Origin of the sequence: Streptomyces hokutonensis, assembly GCF_042751305.1 — a bacterium.
Lineage (GTDB): Bacteria > Actinomycetota > Actinomycetes > Streptomycetales > Streptomycetaceae > Streptomyces > Streptomyces hokutonensis_A.
The window spans coordinates 148,869-167,709 of record NZ_JBHYWD010000021.1 but is presented as its reverse complement, the minus strand read 5'-3'; the positions used below and the strand labels follow the sequence as shown (position 1 = coordinate 167,709).

Annotated in this window: 18 protein-coding genes and 1 tRNA gene; 11 read left to right on the top strand and 8 right to left on the bottom strand. The window is 70.8% G+C overall.

What is annotated here, in order from left to right; translation table 11 throughout:
- Window positions 1-256: 256 nt before the first annotated feature.
- Window positions 257-2,338, bottom strand: coding sequence for a DHA2 family efflux MFS transporter permease subunit (locus ACFXC1_RS39340; protein ID WP_381252063.1), 2,082 nt, complete (start codon window positions 2,336-2,338; stop codon window positions 257-259).
- 158 nt (window positions 2,339-2,496) lie between these two features.
- Between ACFXC1_RS39340 and ACFXC1_RS39335 the strand changes: the two genes are divergently transcribed.
- Entirely contained in the window at window positions 2,497-3,486 is a 990-nt protein-coding gene (locus ACFXC1_RS39335) for a peptidoglycan-binding domain-containing protein (RefSeq protein WP_381252061.1), read from the top strand.
- Window positions 3,487-3,531: 45 nt separating this feature from the next.
- Here ACFXC1_RS39335 and ACFXC1_RS39330 read toward each other — a convergent pair whose 3' ends face one another.
- Both ACFXC1_RS39330 and ACFXC1_RS39325 read right to left on the bottom strand, forming a co-directional pair.
- A complete protein-coding gene (locus tag ACFXC1_RS39330) occupies window positions 3,532-4,188 on the bottom strand; it encodes an HAD-IA family hydrolase (protein ID WP_381252059.1) in 657 nt (218 codons plus the stop codon).
- Between the two features lie 147 nt (window positions 4,189-4,335).
- On the bottom strand, window positions 4,336-4,917 hold the full coding sequence (locus ACFXC1_RS39325; RefSeq protein WP_381252057.1) for a TMEM165/GDT1 family protein: 582 nt from the start codon (window positions 4,915-4,917) through the stop codon (window positions 4,336-4,338).
- A 345-nt stretch (window positions 4,918-5,262) separates the two neighbouring features.
- Between ACFXC1_RS39325 and ACFXC1_RS39320 the strand changes: the two genes are divergently transcribed.
- From ACFXC1_RS39320 to ACFXC1_RS39310, 3 genes are all read left to right on the top strand, one after another.
- The gene (locus ACFXC1_RS39320) at window positions 5,263-5,907 is read left to right on the top strand and encodes an HNH endonuclease family protein (RefSeq protein ID WP_381252055.1); all 645 of its coding nucleotides are present in this window, start codon (window positions 5,263-5,265) and stop codon (window positions 5,905-5,907) included.
- A 198-nt stretch (window positions 5,908-6,105) separates the two neighbouring features.
- Window positions 6,106-7,734 carry an alkaline phosphatase D family protein gene (locus ACFXC1_RS39315; RefSeq protein ID WP_381252053.1) on the top strand — a complete coding sequence of 543 codons (1,629 nt, stop codon included), beginning with the start codon at window positions 6,106-6,108 and terminating at the stop codon, window positions 7,732-7,734.
- Between the two features lie 86 nt (window positions 7,735-7,820).
- Window positions 7,821-9,746, top strand: coding sequence for an FAD/NAD(P)-binding protein (locus ACFXC1_RS39310; protein ID WP_381252052.1), 1,926 nt, complete (start codon window positions 7,821-7,823; stop codon window positions 9,744-9,746).
- Here ACFXC1_RS39310 and ACFXC1_RS39305 read toward each other — a convergent pair.
- Window positions 9,718-10,254 carry a superoxide dismutase family protein gene (locus ACFXC1_RS39305; RefSeq protein WP_381252050.1) on the bottom strand — a complete coding sequence of 179 codons (537 nt, stop codon included), beginning with the start codon at window positions 10,252-10,254 and terminating at the stop codon, window positions 9,718-9,720. The two genes, ACFXC1_RS39310 and ACFXC1_RS39305, sit on opposite strands and share 29 nt — an antisense overlap.
- Before the next feature lie 219 nt (window positions 10,255-10,473).
- Here ACFXC1_RS39305 and ACFXC1_RS39300 point away from each other — a divergent pair, with 219 nt between their 5' ends.
- Entirely contained in the window at window positions 10,474-11,115 is a 642-nt protein-coding gene (locus ACFXC1_RS39300) for a DedA family protein (protein WP_381252048.1), read from the top strand.
- A gap of 137 nt (window positions 11,116-11,252) precedes the next feature.
- On the opposite strand, the gene ACFXC1_RS39295 is transcribed toward ACFXC1_RS39300, so the two are convergent.
- Complete coding sequence (locus tag ACFXC1_RS39295; protein WP_381252046.1) at window positions 11,253-11,471, bottom strand: DUF2277 domain-containing protein; 219 nt, start codon at window positions 11,469-11,471, stop codon at window positions 11,253-11,255.
- 65 nt (window positions 11,472-11,536) lie between these two features.
- Between ACFXC1_RS39295 and ACFXC1_RS39290 the strand changes: the two genes are divergently transcribed.
- Window positions 11,537-12,442 (top strand): ketopantoate reductase family protein, encoded by a 906-nt coding sequence (locus tag ACFXC1_RS39290; protein WP_381252044.1) that lies wholly within the window; start codon window positions 11,537-11,539, stop codon window positions 12,440-12,442.
- Window positions 12,443-12,450: 8 nt separating this feature from the next.
- Here the strand turns inward: ACFXC1_RS39290 and ACFXC1_RS39285 are convergent, their stop codons facing one another.
- On the bottom strand, window positions 12,451-12,954 hold the full coding sequence (locus ACFXC1_RS39285; RefSeq protein ID WP_381252042.1) for a GNAT family N-acetyltransferase: 504 nt from the start codon (window positions 12,952-12,954) through the stop codon (window positions 12,451-12,453).
- Between the two features lie 127 nt (window positions 12,955-13,081).
- Here ACFXC1_RS39285 and ACFXC1_RS39280 point away from each other — a divergent pair, with 127 nt between their 5' ends.
- Entirely contained in the window at window positions 13,082-13,438 is a 357-nt protein-coding gene (locus tag ACFXC1_RS39280) for a hypothetical protein (protein WP_381252040.1), read from the top strand.
- A 45-nt stretch (window positions 13,439-13,483) separates the two neighbouring features.
- Window positions 13,484-13,879 (top strand): nuclear transport factor 2 family protein, encoded by a 396-nt coding sequence (locus ACFXC1_RS39275; protein ID WP_381252038.1) that lies wholly within the window; start codon window positions 13,484-13,486, stop codon window positions 13,877-13,879.
- Window positions 13,880-13,903: 24 nt separating this feature from the next.
- Here ACFXC1_RS39275 and ACFXC1_RS39270 read toward each other — a convergent pair whose 3' ends face one another.
- Together ACFXC1_RS39270 and ACFXC1_RS39265 are read right to left on the bottom strand one after the other, a co-directional pair.
- Window positions 13,904-14,305: a hypothetical protein gene (locus tag ACFXC1_RS39270; RefSeq protein WP_381252036.1), complete on the bottom strand. Its 402-nt coding sequence runs from the start codon at window positions 14,303-14,305 to the stop codon at window positions 13,904-13,906.
- Window positions 14,306-14,417: 112 nt separating this feature from the next.
- Window positions 14,418-14,492 (bottom strand) — tRNA-Val (locus ACFXC1_RS39265).
- A gap of 205 nt (window positions 14,493-14,697) precedes the next feature.
- On the opposite strand from ACFXC1_RS39265, the gene ACFXC1_RS39260 reads away from it, so the two are divergent.
- The 3 genes from ACFXC1_RS39260 (at window position 14,698) to ACFXC1_RS39250 (ending at window position 18,656) form a co-directional block, all read left to right on the top strand.
- Window positions 14,698-15,480 (top strand): DUF4097 family beta strand repeat-containing protein, encoded by a 783-nt coding sequence (locus ACFXC1_RS39260; protein WP_381252035.1) that lies wholly within the window; start codon window positions 14,698-14,700, stop codon window positions 15,478-15,480.
- 71 nt (window positions 15,481-15,551) lie between these two features.
- Entirely contained in the window at window positions 15,552-16,943 is a 1,392-nt protein-coding gene (locus tag ACFXC1_RS39255; RefSeq protein ID WP_381252033.1) for a hypothetical protein, read from the top strand.
- 366 nt (window positions 16,944-17,309) lie between these two features.
- Window positions 17,310-18,656, top strand: a complete 1,347-nt coding sequence (locus tag ACFXC1_RS39250; RefSeq protein WP_381252031.1) for an alpha/beta hydrolase family protein — start codon at window positions 17,310-17,312, stop codon at window positions 18,654-18,656.
- Window positions 18,657-18,841: the final 185 nt, after the last annotated feature.

Genomic DNA, 18,841 nt, shown 5'->3' with positions numbered 1-18,841 from the left:
GGGCCCGCGCGGGGGGTGTGGCGATGTTTTGACACCCTCTGGGGGCCTCTCGACACCGGCTTAAGGCGCCCCGAAGGCGACCGAACCAAAAGAGGTGCGCGCACGTCGCCTATCCAGCACCGGCCCACCAACCCGATGCCCACCCAACACCACCCCACCTCCCCGGCGCCCACCCAACACCGCCCCACCTCCCCGATGCCCACCCAACACCGCCCCACCAACCCGGCACCCTCCCAACACCGCCCCCCCAAGAACCTCAACTACCGCCAACCACCGCCCCGTTATGCGGCTGCTCCCGATCCGACCCGCACAACTCCCCGTTGAGCTCCTTTACCAACTGCACCAGATCCGTCGGCCGATCAGGCCCCCACCAGTCGCCCAGCGTCTCCGTAAGAGACTCCTCACGGGCCTGTGACAGCCGTTCGGCCATCTCCCGCCCCTGATCGGTCAGTTGCAGGTCCAGCCCCTCCCGCACGGCCAGCCGCCGCCCCTCGATCTGTCGAACGGCGGCGAGGATGACGGGCAGCGGCACGGAACTTCGCTCGGCCAGCACACCAGGTTCCGCCCACCCGTCCCGCTTGATGCGCAGGAGCAGCCAACTGGCCGCCGGCTGAAGGTCGTAGCCCGCTTTCGCGGTGATCGTCTTGTAGATCTCGCGGCGCCCCTCCCGCGTGCCCAGCACGGACAGCGCGCGGCACACCTCGTCGTAGGAAGACCGCTGAACCGGATTGCTGGCGAGGGTCTCCGTGAGGTCGGGTGCGGTGACGGAGCCGCGGAGCTTGTCCTCCTTGAGGAACCAGGCCAGGACGAAGCCGACGAGGGCTACGGGGGCGGCGTAGAGGAAGACGTCGGTGATGGACGAGGCGTAGGCATGCAAGGCCTCGGGCCGTACGCCGGAGGGAAGTTGGGAGATGCCCCGCGGATCGGACTCAAGGCCGTCCGCCGTGACCCCACTCGGCAACGAGGCACCCCGCAGAGCATCCGCAAGCTTGTCCCCCAGCCGACTCGCGAAGATCGTGCCGAAGATGGCAACACCGAACGAGGCACCAATGGACCGGAAGAAGGTCGCACCGGAGGTAGCGACTCCAAGATCTTCATAGGACACGGCGTTCTGCACAATCAGCACCAACACCTGCATGACCAGCCCGAGTCCAAGCCCAAAAACAAAGAAGTAGGCGCTCATCTCCCCGGTGGAACTGTTCTCGTCAAGCTGATGGAGAAGAAGCAGACCGAGCGCGGTAACCCCGGTACCCGCGATCGGAAAGACCTTCCACCGGCCGGTACGGCTGACGATCTGCCCGGAGGCGGTGGACGAGATCAGCATGCCGAACACCATCGGCAGCATGTGCACGCCGGACATGGTCGGCGAGATGCCCTGGACGACCTGGAGGAAGGTGGGCAGATAGGTCATCGCGCCGAACATCGCGAAGCCGACGACAAAGCTGATGACGGCGGCCAGCGAGAAGGTGCGGACGCGAAACAGCTTGAGCGGAAGCACAGGCTCGGCGGCCCGCCGCTCCACCGCGACGAACGCCACCGCCAGCACCACACCGAGCACCGCCAGCCCAACGATCTGCGCCGACCCCCAGCCCCAGGTCGTACCCCCCAGCGAGGCGACAAGCACCAGGCAGGTCGCGACGGCGGCGATGAGAAACGTACCGAGGTAGTCGATGACATGACGGGTGGACTTGCGCGGGATACGCAGCGCGGTCGCGATCACCGCCAGGGCCACGACACCGACCGGGAGGTTGATGTAGAAGACCCACCGCCAGCTCAGATGCTCGGTGAACAGTCCTCCCAGCAGCGGCCCGAGAACACTCGTCGCACCGAACACCGCCCCGAACAGCCCCTGGTAGCGCCCGCGTTCACGCGGCGGGACGACATCGCCGACGATCGCCATCGACAGCACGATCAACCCGCCGCCGCCCAGGCCCTGGAGTGCCCGGAAGCCGATCAACTGGGGCATGTTCTGCGCGGCGCCGCACAGCGCGGACCCGACGAGAAAGATCACGATCGCGATCTGGAACAGCCGCTTGCGCCCGTACTGGTCGCCGAGCTTGCCCCACAGCGGGGTCGCGGCGGTCGAGGCCAGCAGGTAGGCCGTAACCACCCATGACAGATGCTCCAGCCCGCCGAGATCGCTGACGATCGTCGGCAGCGCGGTCGAGACGATGGTCTGGTCGAGGGCGGCGAGCAGCAGCCCGAGAAGCAGCGCCCCGATGGAGACGAGGACGTTGCCCGGCACGTGTTCCTGGGCGGCGCTGCCCCGCCGCGGGGGTTTCTCCGGTGGCCGCGCGTCGTGCACATTCCCTGTCATACCGTGCGCATCGCCGGCCATGAAGACCTCCCGAGGCTCTCGTTACACATCCATGGTGATCGGTGTGTCCCGTTACGGCCTGTCGAGTCCGAATGGAAGCGGTCATTCCGGGGGTCGGAGGAGACGGCGTGAAGGAGATCCGCATAACCTCGGGAGTTCGGATGGGGAGGGACGAACACGTGAACGAGGCGAAGGGCCACATATGCCCGCAGTGCGGGGCGCCGCGGGCAGCCGACGGCTCCCCGTCCTGCACCTGCACCCAACGGGCGTCCGACGCGCTGCGCGACGCGCGCACGGCGGAGGCGGCAGCGGCGGAGGACTTCGACCCGCTGCGGATCAGACCGTATGTGGAGCTGGACGCCACCCCGCAGGAGCAGCGGCCCACGCCCGGGCCCCCGGCGCCACCCGAGGGCGAGACGCAACAGCTGCCGGCGGTCGAGCAGACGATGCCGCTGCGCGCCGTGCCGCCGGCAGACCCGCCCCCGAACACGACCGGCCTGAACCTGTTCGAGAGCACCCCGGAACCGCCCGCAGACGCCGGCTCCGACCCCGACGACGACCGCCCGCCCCGGCGCCGCCGTACCGTGCTCCTCGCCGCCGCAGGAGCCGTCGTGGCGGTGGTCGCGGCGGCCGGTTTCGCGAGCGGCATGTTCTCGTACGAGCCGCCGTCGCGGGACGACGCGGCACCCCAGGACATACGGGGGAGTGTCCCGACCGTGTCGAAGAGCGCGGCACCGGCGACACCGTCCACGAGCGCCTCTGCGTCCGCACAGCCGACGTCGGCGTCCCCGTCCCCGACGCTCAGCGCGAGCCCGTCACCGTCGAAGTCGAGCAGTCCGTCCGCCACGGCGTCACGGTCCCCGGCCTCCAGCCCGACCCCGACGACCAGCGCCACGGCGTCGGGCGCGTCCGCGACCGAGCGCCAGGGCAGCGGCAGCAGCACCGCCCCGGTCCTGCAACGCGGCGACGAGGGCCCCGAGGTCACCGAACTCCAGCTCCGGCTGACCCAGTTGAACCTCTACACGGGCCCGCACAACGGCGTCTTCGACAAGCAGGTGCAGGCCTCGGTACGCACCTACCAGCTGGCCCGAGGCATCCAGTCCGACCCGCTCGGGGTGTACGGGGCGGCCACACGAGCGAAGCTGGAGTCGGAGACGACAGAGCCGTAACGCAACGCCCATCCAACGCCCGTGGGCCCCCTGCCCATGGGCCCCCTACCCCACGTACAACCGAATCTCCCCGCCCACACCCTCCACCCGCACCGCACGCAGGTCCCGCACCACCACGTCCGCCCGGTGATAAGCGGCCTGCGGCCCGACCCCCACCACGCGCATCCCGGCGGCGCGCCCCGCGGCGATCCCCGCCCCGGAGTCCTCGAAGACGACACAGTCCGCGGGCGCGATGCCCAGTTCGGCGGCGCCCTTGAGGAAGCCCTCGGGGTCGGGCTTGCTGGCGCCGACGGATTCCGCGGTGATCCGGACGTCGGGCAGTTCCAGCCCGGCCGCGCCCATCCGTGCCGTGGAGAGCGCGACGTCGGCCGATGTCACCAGTGCGTGCGGCAGCCCCCGCAGCGAGGCGAGGAACTCCGGCGCGCCGGGGATCGGGACGACGCCCTCGACGTCGGCGGTCTCCTCGGCGAGCATGCGGGCGTTCTCGGCGTGGTTCTGCTCCATGGGCCGGTTGGGCAGCAGCAGCGCCATGGATGCGTAGCCCTGCCGGCCGTGCACGACCTTCATGACCTCGTCAGCGTTCAGCCCGTGCCGCTCGGACCAGCGCCGCCAGATCCGCTCGACGACGGCGTGCGAGTCGACGAGGGTGCCGTCCATGTCCAGCAGGAGGGCACGGGCGGTGAGCACGGTGGTGGCCGTCATCGGCAAGCTCCAAGGCGCGTGGGCGGGACAAGGCGGCCCCGTCCGCCGGTCAGGGAAAACGGACGGGAGCCACTTTGTTTCTCCACGATACAAAACCGGACCGGCATCGCGCCACCGCCTCCGGAAACAGTTCACTCACCGTTCAGCTCAGGCGGTCACGGCCTCCCACAGGCTCCATGCCCCCAGCGCCAGCATGAGCACCGCCGCGATCCGCGTGATCAACTCCAACGGCACCCGCTTCATCAGCGCCTTTCCGCCCACGATGCCGAGCCCGGCGACCGCCCACAGCGCGAGCACCGCGCCCAGACCGACGGAGAACGGGTCGTCGTACCGCGCAGCCAGGTTCGCGGTCATGATCTGGGTCAAGTCCCCGAACTCGGCGACGAGGATCAGCATGAACCCGGCACCCGCGACCTTCCAGAACGACTGGTCCTTGGGCGCCCGGACCTCCTCCTCGTCATCACCCTTCTTGAAGAGCAGCACCGCGGCCCCGCCCAGGAAGAGCACACCGGTGACCGCGTGCACGATCTGCTGCGGCAGCAGCGTCAGCACACTGCCCGCCGCCACCGCCAGCACCACATGCAGCAGGAACGCGGCGGCGACACCGGCGAAGACGTACGAGGCGCGGTAGCGGGTGCCGAGGACGAGTCCGGCGAGCGCGGTCTTGTCGGGAAGCTCGGCGAGAAAGACGACGCCGAAGACGAGCGCCGTGACGGTGATGCTGATCAAGGTTCCTCAATCGGTCGGGGCTGCCCCACCGAGAGTGTTACTGCTGTCCACGGACACCTCGGCATGGCAGCACACAGATAACGGTGCACTGCTTGCCGAAGGTCTCGCTGGCCGACCTGCAAGAGGTCGTCCTCCGGGCGCCGGCTCAGACGAGCTGAGCAGTATGTCGACGGTCCGGCGAAGAGCTACTCCCCTTCTGCGCCATTCATAGTACGTGACCCTCAAGGCATTGCCTTGTCATGCACGCGTCACTAACTTCTTACCAAACGCACACCCGGCCGCAACACGGCACCGCAAGCATTCCTTCGCTCGACTCCAACACCCCCACACCACAAGGGAGTTCGTATGCCGAAGTTCTACGCGCGTCGACGGCTGAGCATACTCGCGGCTCTTACCGGATTCATAGCCTCTGTCGCGCTCTTCAACGGCCCGACCGCCTCCGCCGCCCTCCCCACCCCCGTCAGCGCCGCCACCGCCCGCACCTACCTGGCCTCGCTCACCGTCGCGACCGAGGTCCGGACCGGCTACGCCCGTGACCTGTTCCCCACCTGGATCACGATCAGCGGCACCTGCAACACCCGTGAGTACATCCTCAAGCGGGACGGTACGAACGTCGTCACCAACTCCGCCTGCACCGCGACCAGCGGCAGCTGGTACTCGGTCTACGACGGCGCCACCTGGACCGCCGCCTCCGACGTCGACATCGACCACCTCGTCCCGCTCGCCGAGGCCTGGGACTCCGGCGCCCGCAACTGGACCACCGCACAGCGCCAGGCCTTCGCCAACGACGTCACCCGGCCGCAGCTCCTCGCCGTCACGGACAACGTCAACCAGTCCAAGAGCGACCAGGACCCGGCCGAGTGGATGCCCCCGCTCACCTCGTACGCCTGCACCTACGTCCGTGCCTGGGTCCAGGTGAAGTACTACTACGACCTCTCGGTCGACACCGCCGAGAAGGCCAAGCTGACCTCGGTCCTCAGCGGCTGCTGATCTCCCTGGAGATCTAGGCGCCGGCCTCCGTCGTTCCGTACCGTACGGGGCGACGGAGAAGGGCGAGCCGAAGGGGCGCGCCAGTGTCGAGAACGCGAGCGCGCGGAGGCGCGAAGCGCTGAGCACGGTCGTGCTCTCGACACAGGCTGAGGCGCCCCGGAGGCGAGCCCGACCATGGAAAGGGGCAGGTGATCAGCCTTGGCCGGACTGCTCCTTGGACCACTGCTTCGCTACGCCGACGGCTCGTCCGCGACCGTGTGGGTCGAGGCGAGCCGTCCGTGCACCGCCGAGGTGCGCTGCGCGGACGGGGCCGCCGGCACGGCCCGCACCTTCCAAGTCGCGGGCCATCACTACGCGTTGGTGCCGGTGGAGGGCCTCACGCCCGGAACCTCGACGCCGTACGACGTCCTCCTGGACGGCACGCGGGTGTGGCCGCCGCCGGACTCGCCGTTCCCGCCCTCCGCGATCCGCACCCCGGACGCCGACGGCACGGTCCGCGTCGCGTTCGGCTCCTGCCGCTGGGCCGCGCCGCCCGCCGACGGCCACGACCCGGTGGGCCCGGACGCCCTGGACACGCTGGCCTCGCGCCTCGCGCGCGACCCGGAGGGCGAACGGCCGGACGTACTCCTCCTGTTGGGCGACCAGGTGTACGCCGACGAGGTCTCCGACGCGACCCGCCGCTGGCTCTCCGCCCGCCGCGACCTCAGCGAGCCGCCCGGCAGCGAGGTCGCGGACTACGAGGAGTACACGCGCCTCTACTACGAGTCCTGGCTCGATCCCGAGATCCGCTGGCTCCTCTCCACCGTGCCGTCGTGCATGATCTTCGACGACCACGACGTGATCGACGACTGGAACACCAGCGCCTCCTGGCTCGCCGGCATGCGGGAGACCCCGTGGTGGCGCGAGCGGCTGCTGAGCGGGCTGATGTCGTACTGGGTGCACCAGCACCTGGGGAACCTCTCCCCCGCCGAACTGGCCGCCGATCCCCTCTACTCGGCGGTCCGCGACACCCCGGACGGCACCGACGAACTCCGCGCCTTCGCCTGCAAGGCCGACGCCGACCCGGCCTCCGTCCGCTGGAGCTACCGGCGCGACTTCGGCCGGGTACGCCTGCTGATGGTGGACAGCCGCGCCGCCCGCGTCCTCGACGAACAGCACCGCGCGATGCTCGACCCCGGCGAGGCCGACTGGCTGCGCACCGAGGCGCTCACCGAACCCGCCTCCTACGACCATCTCCTCATCGGCACCTCACTGCCCTGGCTGCTGCCGCACCTCGTCCACGACGCCGAGTCCTGGGACGCGGCCCTGTGCCGGGGTGAACGGGGCGCCCGCTGGGCCGAGTTCGGCGAGAAGCTGCGCCGGGCCGCCGACCTGGAGCACTGGGCCGCGTTCCCCAACTCCTTCGAGGAGCTGGCGAGTCTGATCGCCGAGGTGGGCTCGGGCGAGGCGGCACCGGCGTCGGTGCTCGTGCTGTCGGGGGACGTGCACCACGCGTACGTGGCGGAGCCCAAGTGGCGTACCGGCGGGCCGACTTCGCGCGTCCTCCAGCTGACCTGCTCGCCCGTCCACAACTCCATCCCGGCCTACATACGGGTCGGCTTCCGCTTCGGCTGGAGTGCCGTCGCCCGTGGCCTGGGCCGCCGCTTCGCCCGGCACGGCCGCTGCGCCGAGCCCTCGGTCAAATGGCGGAAGACGGGCGGGCCCTGGTTCGGCAACCAGCTCATGACCCTTACGCTGCACGGCCGTTCGGCCCGGCTGCGGCTGGAGCAGGCCCGGGCGGACGGAACGCTGAGGACCGTCGAGGAGTCCCCGCTGACATCCCCGTGACGTCGCTGCGGGCATGATGAGGCGGACCGTCCGCTTCCGGTGGGCGGTCCGCTCCATTGCGCCCCACACGCCCGGGAGTCCCCCCTTTGTCTGCAGTGAACGCGTCCGACGACGAACCGGTATCCGTCTCCGTCGCCGTGGTCGGCACCGGTCCACGCGGCACCAGCGTCCTGGAACGCCTCTGCGCCTCGGCTCCCGAACTCCTCCCGCCCGGCACCCGCCTCACCGTCCACGTCGTCGACCCGGCGCCCCCGGGCCCGGGCCGCGTCTGGCGCTCCGCGCAGTCCCCCGAGCTGCTGATGAACACCGTGGCCTCCCAGGTCACCCTCTTCACCGACGACAGCGTCGACTGCTCGGGCCCGATCCGCCCCGGCCCGAGCCTGCACGAGTGGGCGCCCGCCGAACTCGGCCCCGACGACTACCCCACCCGCGCCCACTACGGCCGCTATCTGGAGTGGGTGTTCGCCCGCACGGTCCGCGAGGCACCCGACTCCGTCGAGGTCACGGCACACCGGGCGAGCGCGATTCGCCTCGACGAGGCACCCGACGGCCACCAGTCCCTCACCCTGGACAACGGCCGCACCCTGTCCGCCCTTTCGGCGGTGGTCCTCGCCCAGGGCCACCTTCCGACACTCGGCGACACCACCCAACGGCGCCTCGCCGCCTACGCCTGCCACCACGGCCTGCGCCACCTCCCGCCCGCCAACCCGGCCGACGCCGACCTGACCGCCGTACAGCCCGGCGAACCAGTGCTGTTGCGCGGCCTCGGCCTCAACTTCTTCGACCACATAGCCCTGTTGACGACGGGCAGGGGCGGCCGTTTCGTCCGCGCGGTGGACGGCTCGCTCCGCTATCTGCCGTCCGGCAACGAGCCCCGCCTGTACGCCGGTTCACGCCGTGGCGTCCCGTACCAGGCCCGCGGCGACAACGCGAAGGGCCCGCACGGCCGGCACACGCCCCTCGTCCTCACCCCGGAGGCCATAGCCGCCTTCCGCAAGCGCGCGGACTCCGGCGAGCCACCCGAATTCCTCCCGGAGATATGGCCGTTGGTGGCGAAGGAGGTCGAGACGGTCTACTACACCGCTCTGCTACGACCCTCCCGGCGCCCGGAGTTCACCGGACGCTTCCTCTCCGTGCCGCACCGCGATCCCCAAGAGGCGCTGATACTCGACGAGTTCGGGATCCCGGCCGCCGAACGCTGGAGCTGGGACCGGCTGTCCCGTCCCTACCCGGAGCGCGCTCTCGCCGGCCCGGCGGCCTGGCGGGACTGGCTGCTGGCGTATCTGCGCGAGGACGCCGGGCAGGCCGCGCTCGGCAATGTGGACGGCCCGCTCAAGGCCGCCCTGGACGTGCTGCGCGATCTGCGCAACGAACTCCGGCTGGTCGTCGACCACCGCGGCCTCGCGGGCGACTCGCGCCGGGAGCACCTGGACCGCTGGTACACCCCGCTCAACGCGTTCCTGTCCATCGGCCCGCCCCGGCGCCGTATCGAGGAGCTGGCCGCGCTGGTGGCGGCGGGCGTGGTGGAGGTGCTGGGGCCGCGGCTGGAGGTACGGGAGGCGGACGGCGCCTGGGTGGCGGGGTCTCCGGCGATACCGGGCTCGGCGGTGCGGGTGACCACGCTCGTGGAAGCACGCCTCCCCGAACCGGACCTGCGGCGCACCGCCGACCCGCTGCTCGGCCGGCTGCTGAAGACGGGCGGGTGCCGGCCGCACACCGTGGACGGTTACGAGACGGGCGGGCTGGACGTGACAGCACGCCCGTACCGCCTGATTGACCGTCAGGGACGGGCACACGCACGGCGGTTCGCGTTCGGGGTGCCCACGGAGGGCGTGCACTGGGTGACCGCGGCAGGCGCCCGCCCCGGCGTGGACTCGGTCACGCTGTCGGACGCGGACGCGGTGGCGCGAGCGGTGCTCGGGGTCGCCACGACGGAGCGGACGTCACCGGCCGACGCCCGCTCCTGGTCGTCGTATCACCGGCTCAGGGAGCCCAGCCGAACGGCACGGTGAAGCAGGCGGCGCGAATCTTGCTGCCCGGCATCTCGTGGATCACGACGGAGGACGCCTCGCCCTCCCGGAAGTTCCAGTCGTGCTGGGCGCTCGCCTCACCGGCGCCGTGCTCGTCGGCCGTGAAGTCGAGCCAGACCTCGTTGTCGGCATTGATGTCGGCCGGGGCGGTGGACGGCTTGTGCTGGAAGTGCCCGCCCGCAGCGGCAGGGTCGGCGCCGCACGGCTTCTGGTGCACATGGGCGGCGTACGCGTGCCCCGGCACCATCCCGTCGACCTTCAGCCGTACGGTCGTGGCACCGCCCGCCGTCGTCCGCTGGCCGACCTCGATCCACGCGCCGGCGGGGACGAGCTTCGTGTCGTACGTCACCGCCGCCGACGGCACGAGGGCGCCGACCGGCGCGAACCGCGCGTCCGTGCGCATCGAGTAGCCGTCCGGGGCGCCTGTGCCGGTGCCGCCGCTCGCCAGTAGGGCCGCTACGACGGCGCCCGCGCATATGCCTGCCACCATGATGTGTACCGTTCCTCACGTTCAGTCGCGCTTTGATCCCCTTTACGTTGCTACGGGATGCGGGCCCACCCCGCCCCTCGGGACGGGGCAGCCGAGTGAACAAGCTGTGCCGATCACACGCGCCCCCCGTGAATCTCCTGTCCCCGCCCAGGCGTACGCTGTATGGCTGTCACTGGCCGCTGCTGCCGCGGCCCACGGGGGAGTTCACGGGGAGATGCGTTGTTCGAGAGTGTGGGGTCGCTGACCGGCAGCCCATGGATCTACGCCATGATCGCCCTGTCCGTACTGCTTGATGTGTTCCTGCCGGTACTGCCGAGCGGGGTCCTGGTCATCGCGGCGGCCACGGCGGCGGCAGCGGGCACCGGCGCGGCGACCGACGCCGTTCCCGTCCCGCACGAGGTCCCCAGCATCCTGGCCCTGATCGCGTCGGCCGCCGCCGCGTCCGTCCTGGGCGACCTGGTGGCGTACCGCCTGGCCTGGCTCGGCGGCGAACGCCTCGACCGCGCCATCTCCCGCTCCCGCCGCCTCACCACCGCGCAGGAACGTCTCGGCCACGCCCTGGCCCGCGGCGGCGGGGCCCTCGTCATCCTGGCCCGCTTCGCCCCCGCCGGCCGCTCGGTCGTCTCCCTCGGCGCGGGCGCCGCCCACCGCCGAGCCCGCGACTTCCTCCCCTGGTCGGCCCTGGCGGGCCTGTCCTGGGCGGCATACAGCGTGGCACTCGGCTACTACGGCGCCCAGTGGCTGGGGGCGACGTGGCTGGCGACGGGGGTGTCGCTCGCGGCGCTGTTCGGGGCGGGGGCGGGGGCGGCGTTTGTCATGCGACGGCAGCCGGGGGCGACGGAGGCGACGGCCGCGCCGTAGAGGGCCCGGGCGCCGGAGCTGTCGCTTGAAGGCCGGGCGCCGCAGGCGACCGCCTTCAGGGGCGCGGGGCTGTGACATGTGCGGCTCCGCCGCGTGGGCGCGACCAGCCCCCACCGGCCCGCGCTTTGATCACGGACTCACCGCGCAGCGCCCCTCACCTCAAGCCCCGCCAGCAGCTCAGCAGTCGCATCGGCAATCAGAGAGACCGCGCGGTCAAAGACCTCGCGATTGTGCGCGGCGGGCGCCCGGAACCCGGAGACCTTGCGCACGTACTGCAACGCGGCGGCGCGGATCTCCTCCTCCGTGGCCTCGTCGGGCAGGGCGGGCGGTCGAAGAGTCTTGATACTGCGGCACATACGTCCAGTCTCGCGCCCCGAGAGCGATACCGCGCACAGGGCCGACCGACGAGAGGACCGACAACATGGCGAACAACGAACTCACCGTGGCCGTACTGGGCCCCGGCGGCGTGGGCGGCCTGCTCGCGGCGCTGCTGTCCCGGGCCGGCCACCGGGTGATCTGCCTGGCCGGAGCAGAAACGGCCGCCACCCTCCGCGCCAACGGAATCCGCGTCCGCAGCGCCCCCTTCGGGAACTTCACGGCACCGGTCGAGGCCGACACGGAACTGCGCGAACCGGTCGACGCCTGCCTGATCACGGTCAAAGCGACGGCACTCACCCCGGCGCTGGCCCGCGTCCCGGCACAGGCGCTCGGCGACGGCCTCCTCGTCCCGTTCCTGAACGGCGTCGAACACCCGGCCCACCTCCGCGCCCACTACCCGCCCGCCCAGGTCGCCCCCGCGATCATCCGCGTCGAGTCAACTCGCGTCGCCCCGGGGGTGATTGAGCACGGCAGCCCGTTCGCGGAGATCGACGTCAGCGGCGACCCGGTCCCCCGCGAACGCCTGGAGGCACTGGCAGCCGCACTGCGCACGGCCGGCCCCACCACCCGAGTCCTGCCCGACGAGACGGCGGCACTCTGGGCGAAGATGACCTTCCTGGCCCCCCTCGCCCTCCTCACCACGCGCTACGACCTCCCTCTCGGCGACATCCGCACGCGCCACCGCGAGGAGTTGACGGCCCTGCTGGAGGAGACGGCGGCCGTGAGCCGCTCCTACGGCGGCCCGTCCGACCCGGCGGGGGCACTGGCCCGCTACGACACGTTCCCTCCGGGGACCAAGTCCTCGATGCAGCGCGACGCCGAGGCCCACCGCCCGCTCGAACTGGACGCGATCGGCGGGTCGTTGCTGCGGGCGGCGGAGCGGAAGGGAATCGCGGTGCCGGTCGCGGCAGCGCTGGTAAGGGAGTTGGAGAGGCCGCAGACCAACTGACCGGCGGTTCACGCCTCTTCGAGGTCGAACCGCCAGTCGTTCGAGGTGAGCCAGTGCCCCTTGGGGTACTCGAACTCCGCCTCGCCGAGCAGGGTGAACCCGGCTTTCCGGCAGACCGAGTTGGACGCGTGATGGCCGACGCTCGGGAAGGCGTGCAGGTACCGGTTCCGCCCCGCCGCCCGTGCCTCTTCGACGACGGCGCGGGCGGCGAGAGAGGCCAGCCCGCGTCCCTGGAACCCGGGCAGCACCCCCCACCCGGTCTCCCACACCGGCTCGCCCCGCCACTCCCGCTCCCAGAACCCGATCGAGCCGACGGTCTCCCCGCTCACCACCGACTCGACCCGGTACATGCGCCCCAACTCCAGCCCGACGTACCGCCGCTGCCGGGCCTCGATCTGCGCCTCGGTCTCGGGACCCCCCAAGTGCTCTGTCATCTCAGGGCTGTTGAGCCGCCCCAACAACCAGAAGTCACTGTCCGCCCACGGCCGGAGCCGCACCCGTTCCACGTCCATGGCGACCACAGTAGGCGGGCCCACCGACACCGCCGGGCTCCTCGGCCGCCAGGGCCGCCCACACCCGTTCGTATGAAGTCCCTGAAGGAACTCGCGACCCAAATTCGAACAGGCGTAGCATTAGCGCGTGGCAACGACCTATGACTTCCCTAGCGACCTCCTCGCCGGTCAGGAGGAGCTGCATCAGGTGCGGGCAGAGCTGGCGACCCTGCTGAAGCGGCTGCCCTGGTCGGTCGAGCCCCTGGACGGGTTCAGCGACACGGGCGGCTGGCGCAAGGTGGAGCGCCCCGCCTCCCCGGGCTGGACGCCCGACGAACAGGCCGAGGTGGAGAAGCTCCGGCAGCGCGAGCACGAGCTCGCGGTCTTCGTCAGCGGCCACCGCTTCTGGACGGAGGTCACCGCCTCGGAGCGCGTGGAGTCACGGATGAAGCTGAAGCACGCCCACGAGGCGCCACTGGTGGACGAAAAGGCGGACAATGGGTGAGCTAAGCCTCATATCGCCGAAGCAACCGAGAGGCGGCGATCGATCATGGCCGACCACCCGCACGCACTCCTCGTCCGCAAGGGCTACGACGCCTTCGTCCGCGGCGACATGGACACCCTGCGCTCACTGATGTCCTCGGACGTCACGCACCACGTCCCCGGCACCCACCCGCTGTCCGGCGACTTCAAGGGCCTGGACGCGACCATCGACATGTACGGCCAGCTCTTCGCCCAGACGAACGGCACCCTGCACGTCGAACTGCGCAACGTCCTGGTCGACGGCCGGGGCCACGCGGTCGCGCTCCACCGCTTCACGGCCGAGCGCGACGGCAAGCGCATCGACGAGACCGGCGGCATCGTCTTCCGCATTCTCGGCGACAAGATCACGGATCTGGACGAGTGCGTCGAGGACATCGACAGGTCGAACGAGTTCTGGTCCTGACGACCTGACCCCGCCGTCCCCGAACTACGGCTTGCGCAGCACCCGTTGGGCCAGCGCCAAGGCAGCGACAGCCCCGGCGACTCCCACCGCCCCCACGACCGGCACCCCGGCGAAACGGACCCCGGTGCCGGTCCCCGCCCCGTCCCCGACCGCCCGGAAGCCGCGCGTCGCCCGCCACGACAGCACCGACCACCGCGACTGCGCGGACAGTACGGACCCCGTGCTGAGCCACGACCCCGCCGAGACCAACGACAGCGCCGAGCCGATCGAACCGGCCGACAGCGAACTGCCGATCGACCCGACGGACAGGGCCGAGCCGACGGACCCGATGGACAGCACCGACCCCACCGAACCGATCGACAACACCGAGTCCTTCGACCACAGGGACAACACGGAACCCGAGGACGTGGCGCCAGGTTGAGTCATGCCCCCATCCTGCCCACCGCCCCCGGAATCCGCGAGCGCCTTCACCAAAGACAGAGGCCCGGGTCACCGGCTTCACACCGGCTGACCTGGGCCTCTGACCTGCTACTTATCCTGGTGGGCGCGGACGGTTTCGAACCGCCGACATTCGCCTTGTAAGGGCGACGCTCTACCCCTGAGCTACGCGCCCAGGACGATTCGACAGCCTACATTGCCAGGGGGCCTGTCCTGCAAACCCGTATACCCGTCCCTATATCCATGGCGACAGGGACGGGGGTTTTCCCCACCCCAGGTCCGGGAGTGCGCCGGATGCCCCTCGCGAGCGTCGCTCCCTACGGTCGAGGGGAGCCGTAGGAGTCATCGGGACTCCGCGACCGTCCCAGGGGGAAATCATCGTGACCCGCACCCGCAGCACCCGCCGTGTCCTCGCCGCGACCGGCGGTCTCGCCCTGCTCCTCGCCGGCGCCACCGCGTGCGCCGGTGCCTCCGCCAGTGACGACAAGCACCCCGATCAGCGGACCTTCGCGCTGTCCGGCGGGACCCTCACCATCGACTCGGACGACTCGGCGCTCGAAGTCGTCGCGGCGGACTCCAACCCGGCGGGGAAGATCGAGGTCACCCGGTGGTGGCAGGGCAGCGTGGCACTCGGGTCGGATCCCAAGGTGACCTGGGCGATGAAGGGCGACCGGCTGGTGCTGCGGTTGAAGTGTTCCGGGGTGGTCGCCGACTGTTCGGCCAAGCACCGGATCGAGGTGCCGCGCGGGGTCTCCGTGAAGGTGGAGGACGGGGACGGGAGTGTGCGGGCGCGGGGGTTCAAGGACGCGCTGAGTGTGCGCACCGGCGACGGTTCCGTGCATGTGACCGACTCGACCGGGCCGCTGACACTGCACACCGGGGACGGGTCCGTGCACGCCGTGGTGTCGTCCCGGGAGGTGCGTACGACGACCAGTGACGGGTCGGTGCACCTGGAACTCGGGGTCGTACCGGACCTGGTGGAGTCCCGCAGCGGGGACGGGTCGGTGACGGTCACGCTGCCGAAGGGGGCCGCCAAGTACCGGGTGACGACCAGGACAGGGGACGGCGGGGTGGATGTGTCGGTGCCCCGGGACTCGTCGAGTTCCCATGTGGTGAGCGCCCGTACGAGCGACGGGAAAGTCACGGTGCGGAACGCGAACTGACCGGCCCGTGTGTTCGTCCTCTACCGGTGGGAGAATGACAACGGTCAGGACGCACAACACGGGAGAGGGATGTGACGGCGACACCTGCGCAGCCGTATTCGCCGCTCACACGGTCCCGGCGCGGTTCCACCGCCGCCCGTGCCGCCTTCGACACCCTCATGCTGATGAGTCTGCCGCTGCTCGCCGCGCCGGTGCTGGCCGCCGCGTTCGCGGGCGGTGGCACCCGGCGCTGGTTCGGCGGGCGGGCGGAGAGCCAGCGGGCCGAGGCGCAGGCGGCGAAGGACGCCGCGGCCGCCGCGTTCTACGAGCTGGACACCGCCCAGCGGGATCTGCGGATCTCGATAGACACCATCACGGCGGTCGACGACTCGCCGGCCGCGCGCCGCGCGGTGACCGACTTCGAGGCACTGGGCCGGCGGATCGACGAGGCGAGCGGCCGGTACATCAACGCCGTCGACGCGCACGACCTCGACCGCGACGACCTGGAGGCCGCCGCCGCGAACCGCGCCCGCGCCGAGCTGACCGCCGCCAAGGACCAACTCGGCCAGGTCAAGCAGGAGTTGGACCGGTTCGAGAGCGGGCTCGGGCCGCTGCTCGGCAAGGCGGAGACACAGCTCGCGCGGCTGGCGCCGGCCGTGGAGCGGGCCCGGCAGGCGCTGCTGGCCGCGAGCAACGCGCTGGACGCCGTACGGGCGTCGGGGCTGCGGGCCGACGATCTCGCCGGGCGGCTCGCCAAGCTCGGGCCGGAGCTGACGAAGCTGAACCAGGGTGCCGGGCAGCACGGGGTGCCGCAGACGCTGGAGCGGGCCACGCAGGTCGCGCGGGAGGCGGAGGCCATCACGGCCGAGGCCGCTCAACTGCCCGAGCGGGCCGCCGAGATCGACCACCGGCTGGTGTCGCTGCGGACCCGCGCACAGGCGCTGACCACCCGCGCCGGGCAGGTCGAGCCGGTGCTGAGCGAGCTGCGGCGGCGCTTCTCGGCCGCCTGCTGGCAGGACCTCCAGCATGTCCCGGACCAGGCCGTCGAGAACGTACGGCAGGCCGAGGCGAAACTGAAGGAGGCGCAGGCCGCGCGGGACGCGCAGCGCTGGCCGGACGCCACCTCACTGCTGTCGACGGTACGGGCGCTGCTGAACACCACCGACGAGGCCGTGTCGGCGGCCGGTGACCGGCTGCGGCGGCTGAACGCCGTACAGAAGGACCCCCAGCAGGAGATCGACCGCACCCGCTTCGCGATCCGCGACGCCCAGCGCCTGGCCATGTCGGGCCGGTCCACGCCCGACCCGCGGCACGCCCGTCCGCTCGACGACGCCGTGGCCCGCCTCGACCGCGCGATCGCCACGCTGGAGGGCCGCCACCCCGACTACTGGCACTTCCTGACCGAGACCGAGGCCGTACGGCAGACGGTCGCGCGGGTGGTCGGCCAGATCCGCGGGGAGCGCGGGACCTCCGCCGGGCACTGAGGTCGTCCGAACGCGGCTGCGAGTACGTCCCGCAGCGGTGCGGTCGGCCTCCCGGTCTGCTCTCCCACCTCGGTGAACTCCCCTTTCCTGCTTGCCCGGAAGTGACCCACGAGCAGGTCCGGCAGGTGGTCGTCATGATCGGAGTGGTGGTCGCGGTGACCCGGGCCTCGGTGCCGGCGGCCCCGCTCCCGGTCCGGGGCAATGCGGTGGTCGGCTACACCTTTCCTGCCAACTCGGCTTCTTTGGGGGCCACTCGGGGTCGGTCCGGCAGTCGTCCGGGGCGCGCGGATCGGTCGGCCGCTGTCACGGTACGGTGTGCGGCAGTCGATCGCCCGTTCTGTGATCGCTGACCCACGAGGGGGTTTCATGAATCACCGCCGCCTGCGCCACCGTCGCAGACTGATCGCCATATCGGTCGGTTCGGCAGGTGCGCTGGCCGCTGTACTGGGTGTGGGGCTGACCTCGGCGATGGCCACCGGGTCGTCGTCGGCCACGCCCGCGCCCTCCGCGTCCTCGTCCGCCACGACCACGCCCTGGGCGCCCGAGAACGACGAGAAGCCGCTGGGCCAGAAGAAGGCCGCCGTACACCCGCAGACCCTCTCGGCCGACCGCAAGGCCGCGTCCGCTCTGCAGCTCAAGATTCCCGCGCCGAGCGGGAAGTACAGCGTGGGCATGGTCGGCCTGCACCTCGTCGACAAGACCCGTACGGACCCGTACGTGTCGGGCAGCACGTCCCGCGAGCTCATGGTCTCGCTCTGGTATCCGGCCACCTCCACGTCCGGGCACTACAAGGCGCCGTACATGCCGTCGATCTCCGGTGCCCACTTCCTCGCCACGCGCGGGCTGTCTCCGCAGCTGGTGACCCTGCCGACCACGGCGGGTCATGTTCTCGCCCCGGTGAACACCGCGCTCGGCAAGCTGCCGGTCCTGCTGTACTCGACCGGACTGCACTCGGACCGTGCGATGGGCACCGCCCTCGTCCAGGATCTCGCCAGCCGCGGCTACCTCGTCGTCACCGTCGACCACACCCACGACGCCAACGAGGTGCAGTTCCCCGGCAGCCGGCTCGAGGTCAACAGGATGCCGGCGGGCACGCACTCCTCCGACACGCTCAAGGTGCGCGCGGCCGACATCAAGTTCGTCATCAACCAGCTCAAGACGCTCAGCACGGGCGGCAACCCGGACGCCGGCCACGCCACGCTCCCCACCGGGCTGACGAAGTCGGTCGACATGACGAAGATCGGGATGTTCGGCTGGTCGCTGGGCGGCGGAGCGGTCGCCACCTCCATGCAGCTCGACAGCCGTATCGCCGCCGGTGCCAACCTGGACGGCCAGTTCTTCGGGTCGGCTCAGAACAAAGACCTGAAGCGCCCCTTCATGCTCTTCAGCTCCGGCAGCCACAACCGCAACAACGACTCGTCGTGGCGCAATATGTGGTCGCACCTGAAGGGATACAAGGTCGACATCAAGCTCAAGGGCGCGGCGCACCTGTCCTTCAGCGACAACGAGTGGATGGTGGCCCAGGAGGCGCGCCTGCTCGGACTCTCCCAGGCGCAGCTCCAGCAGCAGTACGGCACGATCGACCCGACCCGCGCGATCGCGGTCCAGCGTGTCTATCTCGCGGCCTTCTTCGACCAGGAGCTGCTCAAGAAGCACAGCACCCTGCTCGACGGGACCAGCAGCAAGTACCCGGAGATCTCTTTCGTCCCCTGACCCGGCAGTCGGCCGGTCGGCCGACCGGACATCCGAGGGGCGGGTCCTGCTCGTGGGCCCGCCCCTCGGCTCGCCGTGGATTCGTATACGCCGACCACTCCTGAGTGGTCTGGTTCACACGTACGAAACAGGCGTGCAAGTGTGATGGTTATGTAATCGCGTGACGCTAGAGTGTTTGTTCTGTA

Bases quoted from the DNA above. Each gene is read 5' to 3' on its own strand.
- ACFXC1_RS39340 (WP_381252063.1), bottom strand. From the start codon at position 2,338: ATGGCCGGCGATGCGCACGGTATGACAGGGAATGTGCACGACGCGCGG.
- ACFXC1_RS39330 (WP_381252059.1), bottom strand. From the start codon at position 4,188: ATGACGGCCACCACCGTGCTCACCGCCCGTGCCCTCCTGCTGGACATG.
- ACFXC1_RS39320 (WP_381252055.1), top strand. From the start codon at position 5,263: ATGCCGAAGTTCTACGCGCGTCGACGGCTGAGCATACTCGCGGCTCTT.
- ACFXC1_RS39305 (WP_381252050.1), bottom strand. From the start codon at position 10,254: ATGGTGGCAGGCATATGCGCGGGCGCCGTCGTAGCGGCCCTACTGGCG.
- ACFXC1_RS39295 (WP_381252046.1), bottom strand. From the start codon at position 11,471: ATGTGCCGCAGTATCAAGACTCTTCGACCGCCCGCCCTGCCCGACGAG.
- ACFXC1_RS39290 (WP_381252044.1), top strand. From the start codon at position 11,537: ATGGCGAACAACGAACTCACCGTGGCCGTACTGGGCCCCGGCGGCGTG.
- ACFXC1_RS39285 (WP_381252042.1), bottom strand. From the start codon at position 12,954: ATGGACGTGGAACGGGTGCGGCTCCGGCCGTGGGCGGACAGTGACTTC.
- ACFXC1_RS39275 (WP_381252038.1), top strand. From the start codon at position 13,484: ATGGCCGACCACCCGCACGCACTCCTCGTCCGCAAGGGCTACGACGCC.
- ACFXC1_RS39270 (WP_381252036.1), bottom strand. From the start codon at position 14,305: ATGACTCAACCTGGCGCCACGTCCTCGGGTTCCGTGTTGTCCCTGTGG.
- ACFXC1_RS39250 (WP_381252031.1), top strand. From the start codon at position 17,310: ATGAATCACCGCCGCCTGCGCCACCGTCGCAGACTGATCGCCATATCG.